A 16161-nucleotide genomic window follows, 5' to 3' on the forward strand; every position below is an offset into this window, starting at 1 on the left:
CCGGGGCGGCTGTGCGGCCGGAACCGGACGACCGGGTAGGGTCTGACGCCGTGCCCGGCAATCCTCGTCCCCGTACCGTGATCGGCGCCCGGCTCGGCGACCTCGCCGCCCGGCTCGCCGTCGACCCCCCAGAGGGGGTCGCCGAGCTGGTGGTGACCGGGGTGACCCACGCCAGCCAGGAGGTCCGCCCCGGCGACCTGTACGCCGCCCTGCCGGGTGCCCGCCGGCACGGCGCGGAGTTCGCCGCCGGCGCGGCGGCGGCCGGCGCGGTGGCGGTGCTGACCGACCCGGCGGGCGCCCCGGCCGCGGCCGAGGCGGGCCTGCCGGCGCTGGTGGTCGCCGATCCGCGCGCGGTGCTGGGCGCCCTCGCCTCGGCCGTCTACGGCGACCCGACCGAGGGGCTGACGGTGATCGGGGTGACCGGCACGGCCGGCAAGACCTCCACCGCCTACCTGGTCGAGTCGGGCCTGCGCGCCGCCGGCCACACCACCGGCCTGATCGGCACCGTGGAGACCCGCCTCGGCGACCTGGTGGTCGACAGCGTGCGCACCACGCCCGAGGCGACCGACCTGCACGCGATGCTGGCCGCCGCCCGCGAGCGCGGCGTCACCGCCGTGGTCATGGAGGTGTCCAGCCACGCCCTGGCGATGGGGCGGGTCGGGGGCGTCCGGTTCACCGTCGGCGGCTACACCAACTTCGGCTCCGACCACCTGGACTTCCACGCCGACTCGGCGGACTACTTCGCCGCGAAGGCGCAGCTGTTCGACGGGCGCTGCGCGGTGGAGGTGCTCAACCAGGACGACCCGGCGCTGAAGCCCCTGCACAAGCCGGCGACGGTGACCTACTCGGCGGCCGGCGACCCGACCGCCACCTGGTGGGCCGACGAGGTCGGCGGCGAGGGGTACGCGCAGCGCTTCACGGTGCACGGCCCGGACGGGCTGACCCTGCCGGCCGGGGTGGCGCTGCCGGGGCGGCACAACGTGGCCAACGCCCTGCTGGCCATCGCCGTCCTGGTCGCCGCCGGGGTGGACGCGAAGACCGCCGCCGCCGGCGTGGCCGCCTGCGGCGGGGTGCCCGGCCGGCTGGAGCTGGTGGCCGCCCCCGGGCCGGTGCGCGGCGTGGTCGACTACGCGCACAAGGCGGACGCGATCGTCGCCGCGCTGGCCGCGCTGCGGGAGTTCGGCGCCGGCCGGCTGATCTGCGTCATCGGCGCCGGCGGCGACCGCGACCGGGGCAAGCGGCCGGTGATGGGCGCCGCCGCGGCGGAGGGAGCGGACGTGGTGCTGGTGACCGACGACAACCCGCGCACGGAGGACCCGGCGGCCATCCGGGCCGAGGTGCTCGCCGGCGCCCGCCGGGCCGGCACGGCCGCCCGGGTCGAGGAGGTGCCCGACCGCCGGGCCGCCATCGACGCGGCCGTCCGGCTGGCCGAGCCGGGCGACGTCATCGCGGTGCTCGGCAAGGGCCACGAACGCGGGCAGGAGATCGGCGGCGAGGTGCACCCGTTCGACGACCGCACCGAGCTGGCCGACGCGCTGCGCGCCCGGTTCGCCGACCCGGCGGGTCAGCGGTGATCGCGCTCAGCCTGGCCGAGGTCGCCTCGGCGGTCGACGGGCGGCTCGCCGCCGCCGACCCGGACGCCACGGTCACCGGCCCGGTCGAGTTCGACTCCCGCAAGGTGCGCCAGGGCGCGCTCTTCGTGGCCTTCCCCGGCGAGAAGGTGGACGGGCACGACTACGCCGCCGCCGCGGTGGAGGCCGGCGCGGTCGCGGTGCTCGGCACCCGCGAGGTGCCCGGCGTGCCGATGGTGCTGGTCGACGACGCGCTGGCCGCGATGGGCCGGCTGGCCCGCGCGGTGGTCGACCGGCTGCCGGGGCTCACCGTGATCGGGCTGACCGGATCCTCCGGCAAGACCACCACCAAGGACCTGATCGCCCAGCTCGCCGCCCGGCTCGGCCCGACGGTCGCCCCGCCCGGCTCGTTCAACAACGAGCTGGGGCACCCGTACACGGCGTTGCAGGCCGGGCCGGAGACCCGCTACCTGGTGATGGAGAAGGGCGCCCGCGGGGTGGGGCACGTGCGCTACCTGTGCGACGTGGTGCCGCCGCGGATCTCCGTGGTGCTCAACGTCGGGGTGGCGCACATCGGCGAGTTCGGCTCGGTGGAGACGATCGCGCTCGCCAAGGGGGAGCTGGTCGAGGCGCTGCCCGCCGACGGCCTGGCCGTGCTGAACGCCGACGACCCGCTGGTCGACGCGATGGCCACGCGGACCGTCGCCCGGGTGGTCCGCTACGGCGAGGCGGCGCACGCCGACGTGCGGGCCGAGGACGTGACACTGGACGACCGGGGCCGCGCCGCGTACACCCTGGTGACCCCGGAGGGGACCGCGCCGGTGCGGCTCGGGCTGACCGGCCGGCACCAGGTCTCCAACACCCTCGCCGCCGCGGCGGTGGCCCGCGAGCTGGGCATGCCGCTGGCCGAGACGGCGATCGCGCTGGGCGCGCTGGGGTTGGTCTCCACCCGTCGGATGGACGTCTTCGAACGCGCCGACGGGGTGACCGTGATCGACGACTCGTACAACGCCAACCCCGCCTCGATGGCGGTCGCGCTGCGCGCGCTGGCCGGCATCGGGCGGAAGCGGCGCACCGTCGCGGTGCTCGGCTACATGGCCGAACTCGGTCCGTTCGAACGCGACGGGCACGCCGAGGTCGGCCGGCTCGCGGCCGAGCTGGGCGTCGACCGGCTGCTCGTGGTGGGCGAGCCGGCCGCGCCGATCCACGAAGGCGCGACATCGGTAGGTGACTGGGGAGGAGAGTCGGTGCTGCTCACCGATCAGGCGGCGGCCGTCGAGGTGCTGCGGGGCGAGTTACGGCCGGGCGATGTCGTCCTGGTGAAGGGCTCCCGGTACCGCACGTGGGAGGTGGCCGACGCGCTGCGCGCCGACGCCGCCGGTGGGGAGATCACCGGGAGCGCGAGGAGTGAGCCTGCGGGCCCCGCAGTCGCGACCGAGGGTGGCACTGCATGAGGGCGGTCATCGTCGCCGTCGGGGTGGCCTTCCTGATCTCGCTCTTCTGCACCCCGATCGCGATCAAGGTGTTCGCCCGGCTGAAGGCCGGCCAGCCGATCCGATCAAACCTCGGGCTCGCCAGCAACGAGGGCAAGAAGGGCACGCCGACGATGGGCGGCGTGGTCTTCATCCTGGCCACGGTCATCGCGTACGTGGCGGGTCACCTGGCGCTGACGACCCTGCCGGACGCGCAGATCGCCCAGGTCGAGCCGACGATCACCGCCCTGGTGCTGCTGGGGCTGATGGTCTTCTCCGGCGCCGTCGGCTTCATCGACGACTTCCTCAAGGTGCGCAAGCGGCACAGCGGCGGGCTCAACAAGCGCGGCAAGCTGCTCGGCCAGATCCTGGTCGGGGCGGTCTTCGGGGTGGTGGCGCTCTACTTCCCGAGCACCATGACCGACGCCTCGGGCGCGGTGACCAACACCGAGACCGTGGGCAGCACGACGCTGAGCTTCATCCGGGACATCCCGGCGCTGGACGTCACCAAGATCGGCGCGGTGGTCATCTTCATCTTCGTGGTGATGGCCGCGACCAACGGCGTCAACCTCACCGACGGCCTCGACGGCCTGGCCACCGGCGCCTCGGTGATGGTCCTCGCGGCGTACGCGCTGATCGCGTTCTGGCAGTACCGGCACTGGTGCGCCGACCCGGACTACACCCAGGACTACTGCTACACGGTCCGGGACCCGCTGGAGATCGCGCTGATCGCCGGCGCGGCGGCCGGCGCCTGCGTCGGCTTCCTGTGGTGGAACACCTCGCCGGCACGGATCTTCATGGGTGACACCGGGGCCCTGGGCCTCGGCGGCCTGATCGCCGGCATGGCGATGTCCACCCGGACGATCCTGCTGCTGCCGATCATCGGCGGCCTCTTCGTGATCATCACGATGTCCGTGGTGATCCAGATCATCTCGTTCCGTACCACCGGCAAACGGGTGTTCCGGATGTCGCCGCTGCAGCACCACTTCGAGCTCGCCGGCTGGAGCGAGGTCAACATCGTGGTCCGGTTCTGGATCATCGCCGGCATCGGCGTGGCCATCGCGCTCGGCCTCTTCTACAGCGAGTTCCTCGCCAACATGACCTGAGCCGACCGGTCGGTCCCGCCGCGGGGCCCGGGCGCGCGTCGCCCGGGCCCCGCGCCGTGTCCGGCGGGGGAGGCGCACGCCGCCGCGCGCAAGCCCGACACGCCGACCGGCCGGTTGCGCCGGTGGCGACCCGGGGAAACCGCGATGATGGTCTGCGTGGGGGAGGGCAGAGGCATCGAGGGCACGACAGAGGCGACGCCCCGGCGGTCACCCGGAGCCACCCGTACGCGCGACGCGCCCGCCGCGACGCGCGGGCCGGACGAGGCCGGCGGCCGGGCGCTGCGCGGGGTGGACGCCGCGGGCGGGCTGGCCGCGCTGCGCGGCCTGCTGGACCGTCCGCTGGCCTCCTACTACCTGCTGCTGTCCAGCGCCGGGCTGCTGCTGCTGATCGGCCTGACGATGGTCTTCTCCGCGACCAGCGTCCGCGAGTACGCCCAGGGCGGCAACGCCTTCGCCGCGCTCACCAAGCAGGCGATCTTCGCGGTGATCGGCATCGTCGCCTTCTGGGCCTGCCAGCGGCTGCCGGCGAAGACCTACCGGGTGCTCGGCCGGCCGCTGCTCTTCACCGCCGTCGGCCTGCTGCTGGTGCTCAACCTGCTGCTCGCGTACGCGCGGCTGACGGGCCAGGACTCCGCCCGGATCGGCCCGATCGAGGCCCGGCTGCTGTGGCTCTTCGTCGGCGGCATCCAGGTGCAGCCCTCGGAGCTGGCGAAGTTCGCCCTGGTGCTCTGGGGGGCCCACGTGATCGCCCGCAAGGGCGCCGCGCTGGGCTGGTGGCGCGAGCTGGCCACCCCGCTCTTCCCGGTCGTCGGCCTGCTCTTCGTCCTGGTCGGCTACAACGACCTCGGCACGATGCTCTGCCTGCTCGCCGTGGTGGTGGGGCTGCTCTGGGCGGCCGGGGTGCGGATGCGCGTCTTCGGCACGCTGTCCGTGCTCGGGCTGCTCGGCGTCGGCCTGCTGATCGCCGTCGCCTCCCTGGGCGCCGGCTCCGGCGAGCGGGGCGAGGAGAACTACCGCTTCGCGCGACTGATGTCGTTCTTCAACCCGCCCTCCCCGGACGACTGCAAGCTCGAGGGCTGCTACCAGATCTACCAGGGGCGGCTGGCCATCGAGCACGGCGGCTGGTTCGGCGTGGGGCTCGGCAAGTCCAGCCTCAAGTTCGGCTGGCTGCCGGAGGCGCACAACGACTTCATCTTCGCGATCATCGCCGAGGAGCTGGGCGTGATCGGCTGCGTCGTGGTGCTCAGCCTGTTCGCCGTGCTGGCCTACACCGGGCTGCGCATCGCCCGGCGCGTCGAGGACCCGTTCCGCCGGCTCGCCGCCGCCGCGGCGACCACCTGGCTGGTCAGCCAGGCAGTGATCAACATCGGCGGGGTGGTCGGGCTGCTGCCGATCACCGGCCTGCCGCTGCCGTTCATCTCCGACGGCGGAAGCGCCCTGGTCGTGACGCTCGCCGCGATCGGGATGCTCGCCTCCTTCGCCCGCGCCGAACCCGACGCCGCCAGAGCGCTGCATGCCCGTCCGCCGGCCCGATGGGTCCGACTACTCTGGGCCCCGTTGCCGCCGCTTCCCGGGCGGCGTCGCCGCCCGGCGTCGCCCCCGGCTGCCCGAGGGTCCGTGCCCCGGTCGCGGGAGCGGCGGCCCGACGACCAGGCCGCACCGCGCGGCGTCCGGCTCGCCCGGACCCGGCGCGGGTCGGCGGACGAGAGGAGACGTTGATGGGTCCGCTGCGTTCGGTGGTGCTCGCGGGAGGTGGCACCGGGGGGCACATCTACCCGCTGCTCGCCTTCGCCGACTGCCTGCGCCGACACGACCCCGGCGTCCGGATCACCTGCCTGGGCACCCCGAAGGGCCTGGAGAACGAGCTGATCCCGCCGCAGGGCTACGACCTGCGGCAGATCCCGGCCTACCAGCTGCCCCGGTCGGTCAACATGAACCTGGTCAAGACCCCGGGCCGGATGTGGACCGCGGCCCGCGCCGCGGGCAAGGTGATCGACGAGGTGCGCGCCGACGTGGTGGTGGGCTTCGGCGGGTACGTCTCCGTGCCGGCCTACCTCGCGGCCTGGCGGCGCGAGCTGCCGATCGTGATCCACGAGGTGAACGTGCCGCCGGGCGTGGCCAACCGGCTCGGCATGAAGTTCACCAAGCACCTCGCCGTCGGCTTCCCGCACCAGCCCGCCCAGTCCGAGGCGCTGCGCGACGCCCGGGTCGTCGGCGTGCCGCTGCGCCGGGGCATCGCCGGCCTGGACCGGGTCGCCATGCGCAACGCGGCGCGGGCCCACTTCGGGCTCCGCCCCGACCTGCCGGTGCTCTTCGTCGCCGGCGGCTCGCAGGGCGCCCGCTCGATCAACCTCGCGGTGGCCGGGGCGGCCAAGGAACTCGCCCGCAACGGGGTGCAGGTGCTGCACGTGATCGGTGCCCGCAACGAGCCGGTGCCGGTCCCCACCGACCTGCCGGTCCCGTACGTGACGCTGCCGTACCTGTCCGAGATGGAGGCCGGCTACGCCGCCGCCGACCTGATGCTGGGCCGGGGCGGGGCGATGACCTGCGCCGAGGTGGCCGCGATCGGGCTGCCCACCATCTACGTGCCCTACCCGCACAGCAACCAGGAGCAGAAGCGCAACGCGCTGCCCGTGGTGGAGGCCGGCGGCGGGCTGCTCGTCGACGACGCCGAGCTGACCCCCGACTGGGTCGAGCGGACCGTGATCCCGCTGATCCGCGACCCGCACCGGCTCGCCGCCATGGGTGCCGCCGCCGCCGCGTACGGGCGCCGCGACGGCGACGAGGCGCTGCTCAACTTCGTCTACGAGGCGGTGGCGGCCCGATGAGGGCGCGGCCCGTCCGCCCCGAGGCCCGCGCCGCCGCGACCGGAAGGTTCCCGTCATGAACACCGCACAGTTCACCCCGGCAGGCACGCTCACCGCGGAGGACCTGGGCACGATCCACCTGATCGGGGTGGGCGGGGTCGGCATGAGCGGCCTGGCCCGGCTCTTCCTCACCCGGGGCATCCCCGTCTCCGGCAGCGAGCTGCGGGAGTGGCCGTCCCTGGCCGGCCTGCGGGCGCTCGGCGGCACCATCCACATGAGCCACGAGGCGTCCAACCTCGACGGCGTCGACACGGTCGTCTACTCCTCGGCGATCCCGCAGGACCACCTCGAGATGGTGGAGGCGCGCCGGCGCGGCCTGCGCGTGCTGCACCGCTCCGAGGCCCTCGCGGCGGCGATGACCGGCCGCCGGACGGTGGCGGTCGCCGGCACGCACGGCAAGACCACCACCACCTCGATGGTCACGATGGTGCTCCAGCAGGCCGGGCAGGACCCGTCCTTCGTGATCGGCGGGGAGATCTCCGAGGTCGGCTCGGGCGCCCACCACGGCACGGGCGAGTACTTCGTGGTCGAGGCGGACGAGAGCGACCGCTCCTTCCTGATCTACCGCCCGTACGTGTCGATCATCACGAACGTCGAGGCCGACCACCTGAACACCTACGGGGACCTGGCCAACCTGGAGGCGGCCTTCGCCGAGTTCGCCCGGCTCACCGACCCGGACGGCTTCATCATCACCTGCGCCGACGACCCGGGCGGGCGGCGGCTGGCCGAGACGCTGCGCGCGGAGGGCCGGCGGGTGCACACGTACGGCGAGGCGGCCGACGCCGACCTGCGGCTGACCGGCGTCGCCTCCTCGGCCCGGGGGGCCCGCTACCTGGCGGAGATCGACGGCCGGTCGCTGGGCGAGTTCCGGCTGCCGGTGCCGGGGCGGCACATGGGGCTCAACAGCGCCTCGGCGGTGCTGGCCGCGTACCTGCTGGGGCTGCCGCTGGAGGCGGCCGAGGCCGCGCTCGCGGCGTTCCCCGGCGTGCGGCGGCGCTTCGAGCGCAAGGGCGTCGCGGACGACGTGCTGGTCTACGACGAGTACGCCTACCACCCGACCTCGATGACGCTGGCGCTGCAAACGTTGCGTGAGGTGGCCGGGGACGGCCGGCTGATCGTGGTGTTCCAGCCCTACCGGCTCTACCGCACCCGCGACCTCCAGACGGAGATCGCCGAGGCGCTGGCCATCGCCGACGAGATGGTGCTGCTGGAGGTCTTCGGCCCGGGCGAGCTGCGCCAGCCGGGGGAGGGCTCGGCGGCGCTGGTCGAGGCCGTGCCGCTGCCGGCGGAGCGGAAGGTCTTCGTGGACTCGTGGGAGGCGGCGCCGGCCGAGGTGGCCCGGCGGGCCCGCCCCGGTGACGTCGTGGTGACCATGGGCGCCCCGCCGATCTCGCTGATGGGGGACCAGCTGCTGGACGCGCTGTCGACGCGTACCGCCGATCCGGCGGCGCCGGCGGGCACGACGCCCGGCGGCGAGGCCGGCGGGGCGACGACCATCGGCGGCACCGTTCCCGGCGTCGGCGGCGCGGTCCCGGACGGCGCGGCGCCCGCGGCCGGATGAGCCCCGGTCCGGCGCGCGGGCGCACCACCGGCGCGGACGGCGGTGGCCGGCGCGGACCGGTGCGCCGATGGCAGCTGGTCCGGGCCGGCAGCGACGCGGTCCCCGCCTCGACCCGGCGGTTCATGGCCCGCGCCCGGCAGCGCCGGATGCGGGCCGCGCTGCCGTGGGCGATCGCGGCCGGCGTGCTCGGCCTGGCCGGGCTGGTCGCCTGGGCGCTGCTCGGCACCGGCCTGTTCGGGGTGCGCGAGGTCCGGGTCGAGGGCGCGGAACTGGTCAGCGCGGTGCAGGTGCGCGACGCGGCGGCGGTGCCCGACGGGGCCCCGCTGGCCGGGGCGGACCTGGCCGCCATCGCGCGGCGGGTCGGGGGACTGCCGGCGGTGGAGCGGGCGGTCGTCACCCGGGACTGGCCGGACGCGCTGGTGGTGCGGGTGACCGAGCGCACGGGCGTGGCGGCGGTGCCGCGCGGCGAACAGTTCGTGGTGATCGACGGGACGGGCGTGGTGTTCCGGACCCTGCCCCGGCAGCCGGACGGCCTGCCGGTGGTCCGGCTCGCCGAGCCGGGGCCGGACGACGGGGCGACCCGGGCCGCCCTGGAGGTGCTCGCCGTGCTCACCCCGGAGCTGCGGGCCGGGCTGGTGGACGTGACCGTCGAGGGGCTGGCCCGGATCAAGCTCCGGCTGCGCGACGACCGGGTGGTGGTCTGGGGGGACGCGACCCGGGGCGTGGACAAGGCGCGGGTCGCCACCGCCCTGCTCGACCGCGAGGCCGACACCATCGACGTGAGCGCCCCGGACGTGGTGACCCTGCGGTGACCGGCAGCTCGGTCCCACCGGGCGACGTGACCCGTCCCGCTCCCACGGCGACACGCCGGGCGGGTCCTTGGCTCACGGCGTGGGTGCGCTTACGTTGCCCCGAAGGGGTTCAGTGGTTGACATAACTGTAAGCCTCTAGTAGAGGGTGAGGGTTTAATCCTGATCCTCGCTGGTGACAGCTGTCGTCGACCGCTGGTCTGGCCAAGCCGTACCCGGTCGGCCCATGCCAATCTCGAAGGGAAAGGACCGGAGATGACACCTCCGCACAACTACCTGGCGGTCATCAAGGTCGTCGGCATCGGTGGCGGCGGCGTCAACGCCGTCAACCGGATGATCGAGGTTGGGCTCAAGGGCGTCGAGTTCATCGCGATCAACACCGACGCGCAGGCGCTGCTGATGAGCGACGCCGACGTCAAGCTCGACGTCGGCCGCGAGCTGACCCGTGGGCTCGGCGCGGGCGCCAACCCCGACGTCGGCAAGAACGCCGCCGAGGACCACCGCGACGAGATCGAGGAGGTGCTCAAGGGCGCCGACATGGTCTTCGTGACCTGCGGCGAGGGCGGCGGCACCGGCACCGGCGGGGCGCCCGTGGTGGCGAACATCGCGCGCAAGCTCGGCGCGCTGACCATCGGCGTGGTGACCCGGCCGTTCTCCTTCGAGGGCAAGCGCCGCCAGGTGCAGGCCGAGTCCGGGATAGACGAGCTGCGCAACCAGTGCGACACGCTGATCGTCATCCCCAACGACCGGCTGCTGGCGCTCGGCGACCGCAACATCAGCATGATGGACGCGTTCCGCACCGCCGACCAGGTCCTCCTCTCCGGTGTCCAGGGCATCACCGACCTGATCACCACGCCGGGCCTGATCAACCTGGACTTCGCCGACGTCAAGAGCGTGATGAGCGGCGCGGGCAGCGCGCTGATGGGCATCGGCAGCGCCCGCGGCGAGAACCGCGCCGTCGAGGCGGCCGAGGCGGCCATCTCCAGCCCGCTGCTGGAGCAGAGCATGGACGGCGCCCGCGGCGTGCTGCTCTCCATCGCCGGCGGGTCGGACCTGGGCCTGTTCGAGATCAACGACGCGGCCCAGCTCGTCACCGACGCGGCCCACCCGGACGCCAACATCATCTTCGGCGCGGTCATCGACGACGCCCTCGGCGACGAGGTGCGGGTCACCGTCATCGCGGCGGGCTTCGACGGCGGCGCGCCGGCGTACAAGGCCGCCGAGTCGGGCCGCAAGCCCAACCAGAACCAGCCCACCCAGCCCAGCACGCCGGTCACGCCCCCGCCGACGATGCCGGCGCCGACCCAGTCGCCGCGCCGGGTGCTCTTCGACGACGTGGACGTGCCCGACTTCCTCAAGAACGGTTCCTGAGCCCCGCCGATGACCGACAGCCCAGCCACGGTGCGCCCGGACCGGCGCGCCGAACTCGCGGCCGGCCTGGCCGACGTACGATCCCGGATCGCGCAGGCGTGCGCCGACGCGGGACGGGACACTTCCGAGATCACCATGATCGCGGTGACCAAGACCTACCCGGCCGGGGACGTGGTGGCCCTGGCCGGGCTCGGCGTCACCGACGTGGGGGAGAACCGGGACCAGGAGGCGTCCGCCAAGGCGGCCGAGGTGGCCGCGGCCGGGGTGACGCCCCGGTGGCACTTCATCGGCCAGTTGCAGCGCAACAAGGCCCGGTCGGTGGTCCGCTACGCCGACGTGGTCCACTCCGTCGACAGTGTCCGGCTGGCGCGGGCGCTGGACGCGGCCTCGGCGGCGGGCCGGGACCGGCCGCTGGACGTGCTGGTCCAGGTCAGCATCGACGGGGCCACCGGCCGGGGCGGGGCGCTGCCCGACTCGGCCGACCCGGACGCCGGGCTCGGCCCGGTGGCCGAGGCGGTGGCCGGCGCGGACGGCCTGCGGCTGACCGGCCTGATGGCGGTGGCGCCGCTGGGCTGGGAGCCGGAGCGGGCGTTCGCCCGGCTGGCCGAGGTGGCCGCCGGGTTCTGGACGCTCCATCCGGGAGCCACCGCCCTCTCCGCCGGCATGAGCGGGGACCTGGAGATCGCGATCCGGTACGGCGCGACACATGTCCGCGTGGGCAGCGCGTTGCTCGGAATGCGTCCCACGCTGCGGTAGCCTGACCGCGAGAGAAGCAAATTACATGCGTGTTGTTTTGAAGGGGCGGCGTCCCGTTGTCGGGGGTCGTGGCGTGCGACGCGAATCGCGCGCCAGGGGATTGCCGGTCCGGTCCGGTGGGCAGAAAGTGTTCCACTCGCGACAAGGCGACACGGCACGGGGGCGCGTGCCGCACGGCGGACGGGAAGGGCGCGGGATGGGTGCACTGCGCAAGGCGGGGGTCTGGCTCGGTCTGGTCGAAGAGGACGACGAGCGGGCCTACGACGACGGTGGCTACGACAAGGGTGGCTACCGCGATTCGCGCTACCGGCAGAGCCGGTACTCGGAGGAGTTCGCCGACGACGAGGAGGACGACGCCGAGGAGCCGCCGGCGCCCCGGTCCCGCCTCGGCGACCGTGGCCGGCTCTCCGAGCGGGTCGCCTCCCGGGCGGCCGAGGCCGAGCGGGCCGACGGCGACCGCCCGGAGCGGGCCGAGCGGTCCAGCGTCCGCTCCATCACCCGGTCGACCGCCGGCGAGACCTCCGGGGCGCTGACCTACCACACCCGCGACAACCTGGCCCTGGCGCCGCAGGCGCAGCCGCGTGAGCGGGCGGTCGTCGCCGAGGAGGAGCAGCGCTACCAGATCACCACGCTGCACCCCACCACCTACCGCGAGGCGCGGACCATCGGCGAGCACTTCCGCGACGGCGTCCCGGTGATCATCAACCTCACCGAGATGGACGAGGCGGACGCGCGTCGACTTGTCGACTTCGCCGCCGGGCTCGCGTTCGGCCTGCGCGGTACGATCGAGCGCGTGACCAATCGGGTGTTCCTGCTCTCACCGGCCAACGTCCAGGTCACCGCGGAGGACAAGGCCAAGATCGCCGAGGGCGGCTTCTTCAGTCTGAGCTAGCCCCGCCCGACCCGAGGGACGTCGCCTGTCGTGTTGTCGATCGTGCTGCAAGTGCTGTATCTGGTGCTCTACATCTTCCTCATCACCCTGCTCGCCCGGTTCGTCCTGAGCGCCGTCCTCCAGTACGGTCGGCGCTGGCAGCCGGGCCGCGGGGCATCGGTGGGTCTGGAAATCGTGTGGAGCGTCACTGATCCCCCCCTCAACGCGTTGAGGCGTGTGATCCCTCCGTTGCGAATTGGTACCGTGAGCATCGACCTGGCCTCACTTGTGCTCCTGGTTATCCTGTTCGTGCTGATGGAGTTCGTGTTGAGGCGGTCGATCATAAGCCTTGTCTGATGACCGACGCGCTTTCGCGGCCGCAACTGACCCGAGGAGTTTCGATGCCGCTGACCCCGGCCGACGTCCACAACGTCGCCTTCAAAAAGCCGCCGATCGGCAAGCGGGGGTATGACGAGGAGGAGGTCGACGCTTTCCTGGACGAGGTCGAGCGCGAGCTTGCCCGTCTCATCGAGGAGAACAACGAGCTGCGTGCCCAGGTGGAGCGCGGCGGCCGTGGCGGCGCCCCCGCCGGCCCCGGCGGCGACGCCCGTCTCGCGGCGGAGCTCAACGACGTCAAGGCCCAGCTCGACCGGGTGCAGCGCGACAAGGCGGCGGCCGAGCAGGCCGCCCGGGCGATGCAGGCGGAGCTGGAGCAGGTCCGTACGGCCGGCGGGCCGGCGGTGACCGGTGACGGCGAGCAGCAGGCGCTGCGGGTGCTGATGATGGCCCAGCGGACGGCCGACGACCACGTCTCGGACGCCCGTCGCGAGGCCGACCAGCTGCTCTCCGAGGCCCGTTCCAAGGCGGAGGAGGTCACCCGCGAGGCCCGTTCCAAGGCCGACGCCCTCGAGCGCGACGCCCGCCAGCGGCACCAGGAGGCCATGGGCGGCCTGGACGCCAAGCGCACCGCGCTGCAGAAGCACATCGAGGAGCTCAAGCAGTTCGAGCGCGAGTACCGCACCCGCCTGAAGGCCTACCTGGAGAGCCAGCTGCGCGACCTCGACGGCCGTGGCCAGGGCCTGGAGGCCGAGATGACCCGTGGTGAGGGCACCCGGGCTGCCGGCGGCAACGGGCTCGCCGCAGCCGGTCTCGCCGGCTCCTACGGCGGCGGTCGTTCCGGCGCCCTCGAATCCGGTCGCTGACCACCGGTCGGCGGCCGTCGCCACCGCGACGGTCGCCGACCTCGCCTCATCGGCACGACACGGCGGGGGGTGAGCCGTGATAGTCGCGAGTCTCCTGCTCATCCTCGTCGCGGTGGTGCTGCTGGTGGCCGGCCTGGCCGGTGGCTCCAGCGTCCTTCTCGTCGTCTCCATCGCGGCCAGCCTGCTGGCCGCCGTCGCGCTGGTCGTGGGCGCCCGCCAGGCGGCCGGCGACCGGCTGGCGGCGGAGCGGCCGTCGCGCACCGAGCGGCCGTCGCGCACGGCGACCCGGCCGGCCGATCCGGCCTTCGCGTACGGGCCGCCCGTGGAGCCGGAGATCCCCGTCCAGCACGTCCCTCCGACGGTCGACGCCGGCGGCACCGGGTGGCGGCAACCGCCCGAGCCGCCGGTGGCCGACGTCGGCTCCCGGGGCGCCGCGCCCGGCGCGGTCGGGGCGTACGACGACGAGCCGGCGGCGCAGGACGTCACGCCGGCCGACGCCGCCCGGGTGGCCCGCCTCGACGCCGAGGTGCGGGTGGTCGACGGGCGTCCGCGCTACCACCTCACCGGGTGCGCCCACCTCGTGGGCCGTGAGCACGAGTCGCTGCCGGTCGGCGAGGCCGTCGAACTCGGCTTCACCCCGTGCGCCGACTGCGCGCCGGACACCGCCCTGCTCGCCGACGCCGGCCGGCTCTGAGCGGCCCGGATCCGATGGACGACACGCTGACCGTGGCGGTCCGGGTGAAGCCCGGCTCCGCCCGCGCCCGCGTCGGCGGCCGATTCGACGGCCCGCACGGGCCCGCGCTGGTGGTCGCCGTCAACGCGCCGGCTGTGGACGGCCGGGCCACCGAGGCGGCCCGGCGAGCGCTGGCCGGGGCGCTGGGCGTCCGACCGGCTGCGGTGTCCCTGCGGGCGGGCGCGGCCAGCCGCGACAAGCTCTTCCTGGTCGAGGGTCCCGCACCGGAGCTGACCGAGGCGCTGCGCCGGCTGCGCGACGGGGCCGCCGGGTGACGTACGCCCGGGTCGGGCACCCGTGACGCCGGGGCTGGATCTCGCGCTGCTGCTCGGCGCGGCGGTGCTGCTGGTGGCGGTCGGGGCGGTGCGGCTGTCCACCCGGCTCGGGGTGCCGAGCCTCCTGGTCTACCTGGCCCTCGGCGTCGCCATCGGCGAGGCCGGGCTGGGCATCCGCTTCGACGACGCCGAGCTGACCCGGACCCTCGGCTTCTGCGCGCTCATCGTGATCATCGCCGAGGGCGGGCTGACCGCGCGGTGGAGCACACTGCGCCCGGTGCTTGGGCTCGCCGCCCTGCTCTCCACCGTCGGCGTGGTGGTCAGCATCCTGGTCGTCGGCCTCGCCGTGCACCTGCTGCTCGGGCTGGACTGGCGGTTGGCGCTGCTCTACGGGGCGGTGCTCTCCTCCACCGACGCGGCCGCGGTCTTCGCCACGCTGCGCCGGCTGCGCCTGCCGCCCCGCCTGGTGGCGACCCTCGAGGCCGAGTCGGGGATGAACGACGCCCCGGTCGTGCTGCTGGTGGTGCTGCTGTCCCGGGAGGGGATCACCCATCCGTGGTGGTACGAGACCGCCCTGGTGAGCTACGAGCTGGGCGTCGGCGCGGCCGTCGGTTTCGCGGCCGGCGTCGGCGGGCGGTGGGCGCTGCGGCACGCCGCCCTGCCGTCGGCGGGGCTCTACCCGATCGCGGCGGTCGGGCTGACCGTGTTCGCCTACGCCGCCGGCGCGGTGCTGCACGCCTCGGGCTTTCTCGCCGTCTACGTGGCGGGGGTGATCCTCGGCAACGCCCGGCTGCCGCACCGGCAGGCCATCCTCGGTTTCGCCGACGGGCTGGCCTGGCTGGCGCAGATCGGGCTGTTCGTGCTGCTCGGGCTGCTCGTCACGCCGAGCCGGCTGGGCTCGGCGGTGCTGCCGGCGGTGGTCGCCGGGCTGGCGCTGGTGCTGCTCGCCCGGCCGCTGTCGGTGGCGGCGTCCGCGCTGCCGTTCCGGTTCGGCCTGCGCGAGCAGGCGTTCCTGTCCTGGGCGGGGCTGCGCGGCGCGGTGCCGATCGTGCTCGCCACCATTCCGCTGTCGGAGCGGGTGCCCGGCGCCGACCGGCTCTTCGACTCGGTCTTCGTGCTGGTGGTGATCTTCACGCTGCTGCAGACCGGGACCCTCGCCCCGGTGGCCCGGCGGCTGCGGGTGACCGCCCCGGCCGAGGCGGCGGAGATCCGGGTGGAGACGGCCCCGCTGGAACGGATGCGCGCCGACCTGCTCCAGGTGGAGGTGCCGCCCGGTTCCCGGCTGGCCGGGGTGCACGTCGACGAGCTGCGGCTGCCGCTGGGCGCCTCGGTGACGCTGGTGCTGCGGGACGGGGCGGGCGTCGTGCCCGGCCCGGACTTCCGGCTGAAGACCGGCGACAGCCTGCTGATCGTGGCGACCGCCGGAGTGCGCGACGAGGCGGAGCGCCGGCTGCGGGCGGTCAGCCGGCGGGGCCGGCTGGCCCGCTGGTTTGGCGAGTACGGCGAGGATCGCGACGGTTGATCTGCTAGCGTTCCTTTTGCCCCGATAAGGTGCGACTCGGGGCCG

15 protein-coding genes are annotated in these 16161 nt (G+C 74.4%); all 15 read left to right on the top strand.

Features of this window, described 5'->3' with window-relative positions; genetic code table 11:
- The first annotated feature begins 11 nt into the window (after nucleotides 1–11).
- Nucleotides 12–1574: a UDP-N-acetylmuramoyl-L-alanyl-D-glutamate--2,6-diaminopimelate ligase gene (locus tag ACZ6O2_RS05955; protein ID WP_466022148.1), complete on the top strand. Its 1563-nt coding sequence runs from the start codon at nucleotides 12–14 to the stop codon at nucleotides 1572–1574.
- Nucleotides 1571–3025, top strand: a complete 1455-nt coding sequence (locus tag ACZ6O2_RS05960) for a UDP-N-acetylmuramoyl-tripeptide--D-alanyl-D-alanine ligase (RefSeq protein WP_466022149.1) — start codon at nucleotides 1571–1573, stop codon at nucleotides 3023–3025. Before ACZ6O2_RS05955 ends, ACZ6O2_RS05960 begins: the two co-directional genes overlap by 4 nt.
- Nucleotides 3022–4149, top strand: a complete 1128-nt coding sequence (gene mraY, locus ACZ6O2_RS05965) for a phospho-N-acetylmuramoyl-pentapeptide-transferase (protein ID WP_350712094.1) — start codon at nucleotides 3022–3024, stop codon at nucleotides 4147–4149. The genes ACZ6O2_RS05960 and mraY overlap by 4 nt, the downstream gene beginning before the upstream one ends.
- A gap of 306 nt (nucleotides 4150–4455) precedes the next feature.
- Nucleotides 4456–5868, top strand: a complete 1413-nt coding sequence (locus ACZ6O2_RS05970; protein WP_350709390.1) for an FtsW/RodA/SpoVE family cell cycle protein — start codon at nucleotides 4456–4458, stop codon at nucleotides 5866–5868.
- Nucleotides 5868–6977, top strand: a complete 1110-nt coding sequence (gene murG, locus ACZ6O2_RS05975) for an undecaprenyldiphospho-muramoylpentapeptide beta-N-acetylglucosaminyltransferase (RefSeq protein WP_350709365.1) — start codon at nucleotides 5868–5870, stop codon at nucleotides 6975–6977. The genes ACZ6O2_RS05970 and murG overlap by 1 nt, the downstream gene beginning before the upstream one ends.
- A gap of 55 nt (nucleotides 6978–7032) precedes the next feature.
- Nucleotides 7033–8577 carry a UDP-N-acetylmuramate--L-alanine ligase gene (murC, locus tag ACZ6O2_RS05980; protein ID WP_466022150.1) on the top strand — a complete coding sequence of 515 codons (1545 nt, stop codon included), beginning with the start codon at nucleotides 7033–7035 and terminating at the stop codon, nucleotides 8575–8577.
- Nucleotides 8574–9389 carry a cell division protein FtsQ/DivIB gene (locus tag ACZ6O2_RS05985; RefSeq protein WP_466022151.1) on the top strand — a complete coding sequence of 272 codons (816 nt, stop codon included), beginning with the start codon at nucleotides 8574–8576 and terminating at the stop codon, nucleotides 9387–9389. The genes murC and ACZ6O2_RS05985 overlap by 4 nt, the downstream gene beginning before the upstream one ends.
- A 252-nt stretch (nucleotides 9390–9641) precedes the next feature.
- Nucleotides 9642–10757, top strand: a complete 1116-nt coding sequence (gene ftsZ, locus ACZ6O2_RS05990; RefSeq protein WP_350686241.1) for a cell division protein FtsZ — start codon at nucleotides 9642–9644, stop codon at nucleotides 10755–10757.
- Nucleotides 10758–10766: 9 nt separating this feature from the next.
- Nucleotides 10767–11513 carry a YggS family pyridoxal phosphate-dependent enzyme gene (locus ACZ6O2_RS05995; protein WP_466022152.1) on the top strand — a complete coding sequence of 249 codons (747 nt, stop codon included), beginning with the start codon at nucleotides 10767–10769 and terminating at the stop codon, nucleotides 11511–11513.
- Between the two features lie 196 nt (nucleotides 11514–11709).
- A complete protein-coding gene (locus tag ACZ6O2_RS06000; RefSeq protein WP_350709359.1) occupies nucleotides 11710–12405 on the top strand; it encodes a cell division protein SepF in 696 nt (231 codons plus the stop codon).
- Between the two features lie 30 nt (nucleotides 12406–12435).
- Nucleotides 12436–12741, top strand: coding sequence for a YggT family protein (locus ACZ6O2_RS06005; protein WP_350709358.1), 306 nt, complete (start codon nucleotides 12436–12438; stop codon nucleotides 12739–12741).
- 44 nt (nucleotides 12742–12785) lie between these two features.
- Complete coding sequence (locus tag ACZ6O2_RS06010; RefSeq protein WP_393262741.1) at nucleotides 12786–13586, top strand: DivIVA domain-containing protein; 801 nt, start codon at nucleotides 12786–12788, stop codon at nucleotides 13584–13586.
- Between the two features lie 76 nt (nucleotides 13587–13662).
- Nucleotides 13663–14280 carry a hypothetical protein gene (locus tag ACZ6O2_RS06015; RefSeq protein WP_466022153.1) on the top strand — a complete coding sequence of 206 codons (618 nt, stop codon included), beginning with the start codon at nucleotides 13663–13665 and terminating at the stop codon, nucleotides 14278–14280.
- A 14-nt stretch (nucleotides 14281–14294) separates the two neighbouring features.
- Nucleotides 14295–14594 (top strand): DUF167 domain-containing protein, encoded by a 300-nt coding sequence (locus ACZ6O2_RS06020; RefSeq protein WP_350709352.1) that lies wholly within the window; start codon nucleotides 14295–14297, stop codon nucleotides 14592–14594.
- A gap of 22 nt (nucleotides 14595–14616) precedes the next feature.
- Nucleotides 14617–16116, top strand: coding sequence for a potassium/proton antiporter (locus ACZ6O2_RS06025; protein WP_350709350.1), 1500 nt, complete (start codon nucleotides 14617–14619; stop codon nucleotides 16114–16116).
- Nucleotides 16117–16161 lie beyond the last annotated feature (45 nt).

The sequence above is a fragment of the Micromonospora sp. NPDC048040 genome, from assembly GCF_055587185.1.

Coding starts and splice junctions, on each gene's coding strand:
- ftsZ (WP_350686241.1), top strand. CDS start 9,642: ATGACACCTCCGCACAACTACCTGGCGGTCATCAAGGTCGTCGGCATC.
- ACZ6O2_RS05995 (WP_466022152.1), top strand. CDS start 10,767: ATGACCGACAGCCCAGCCACGGTGCGCCCGGACCGGCGCGCCGAACTC.
- ACZ6O2_RS06010 (WP_393262741.1), top strand. CDS start 12,786: ATGCCGCTGACCCCGGCCGACGTCCACAACGTCGCCTTCAAAAAGCCG.
- murG (WP_350709365.1), top strand. CDS start 5,868: ATGGGTCCGCTGCGTTCGGTGGTGCTCGCGGGAGGTGGCACCGGGGGG.
- ACZ6O2_RS06020 (WP_350709352.1), top strand. CDS start 14,295: ATGGACGACACGCTGACCGTGGCGGTCCGGGTGAAGCCCGGCTCCGCC.
- mraY (WP_350712094.1), top strand. CDS start 3,022: ATGAGGGCGGTCATCGTCGCCGTCGGGGTGGCCTTCCTGATCTCGCTC.
- murC (WP_466022150.1), top strand. CDS start 7,033: ATGAACACCGCACAGTTCACCCCGGCAGGCACGCTCACCGCGGAGGAC.
- ACZ6O2_RS05985 (WP_466022151.1), top strand. CDS start 8,574: ATGAGCCCCGGTCCGGCGCGCGGGCGCACCACCGGCGCGGACGGCGGT.
- ACZ6O2_RS06000 (WP_350709359.1), top strand. CDS start 11,710: ATGGGTGCACTGCGCAAGGCGGGGGTCTGGCTCGGTCTGGTCGAAGAG.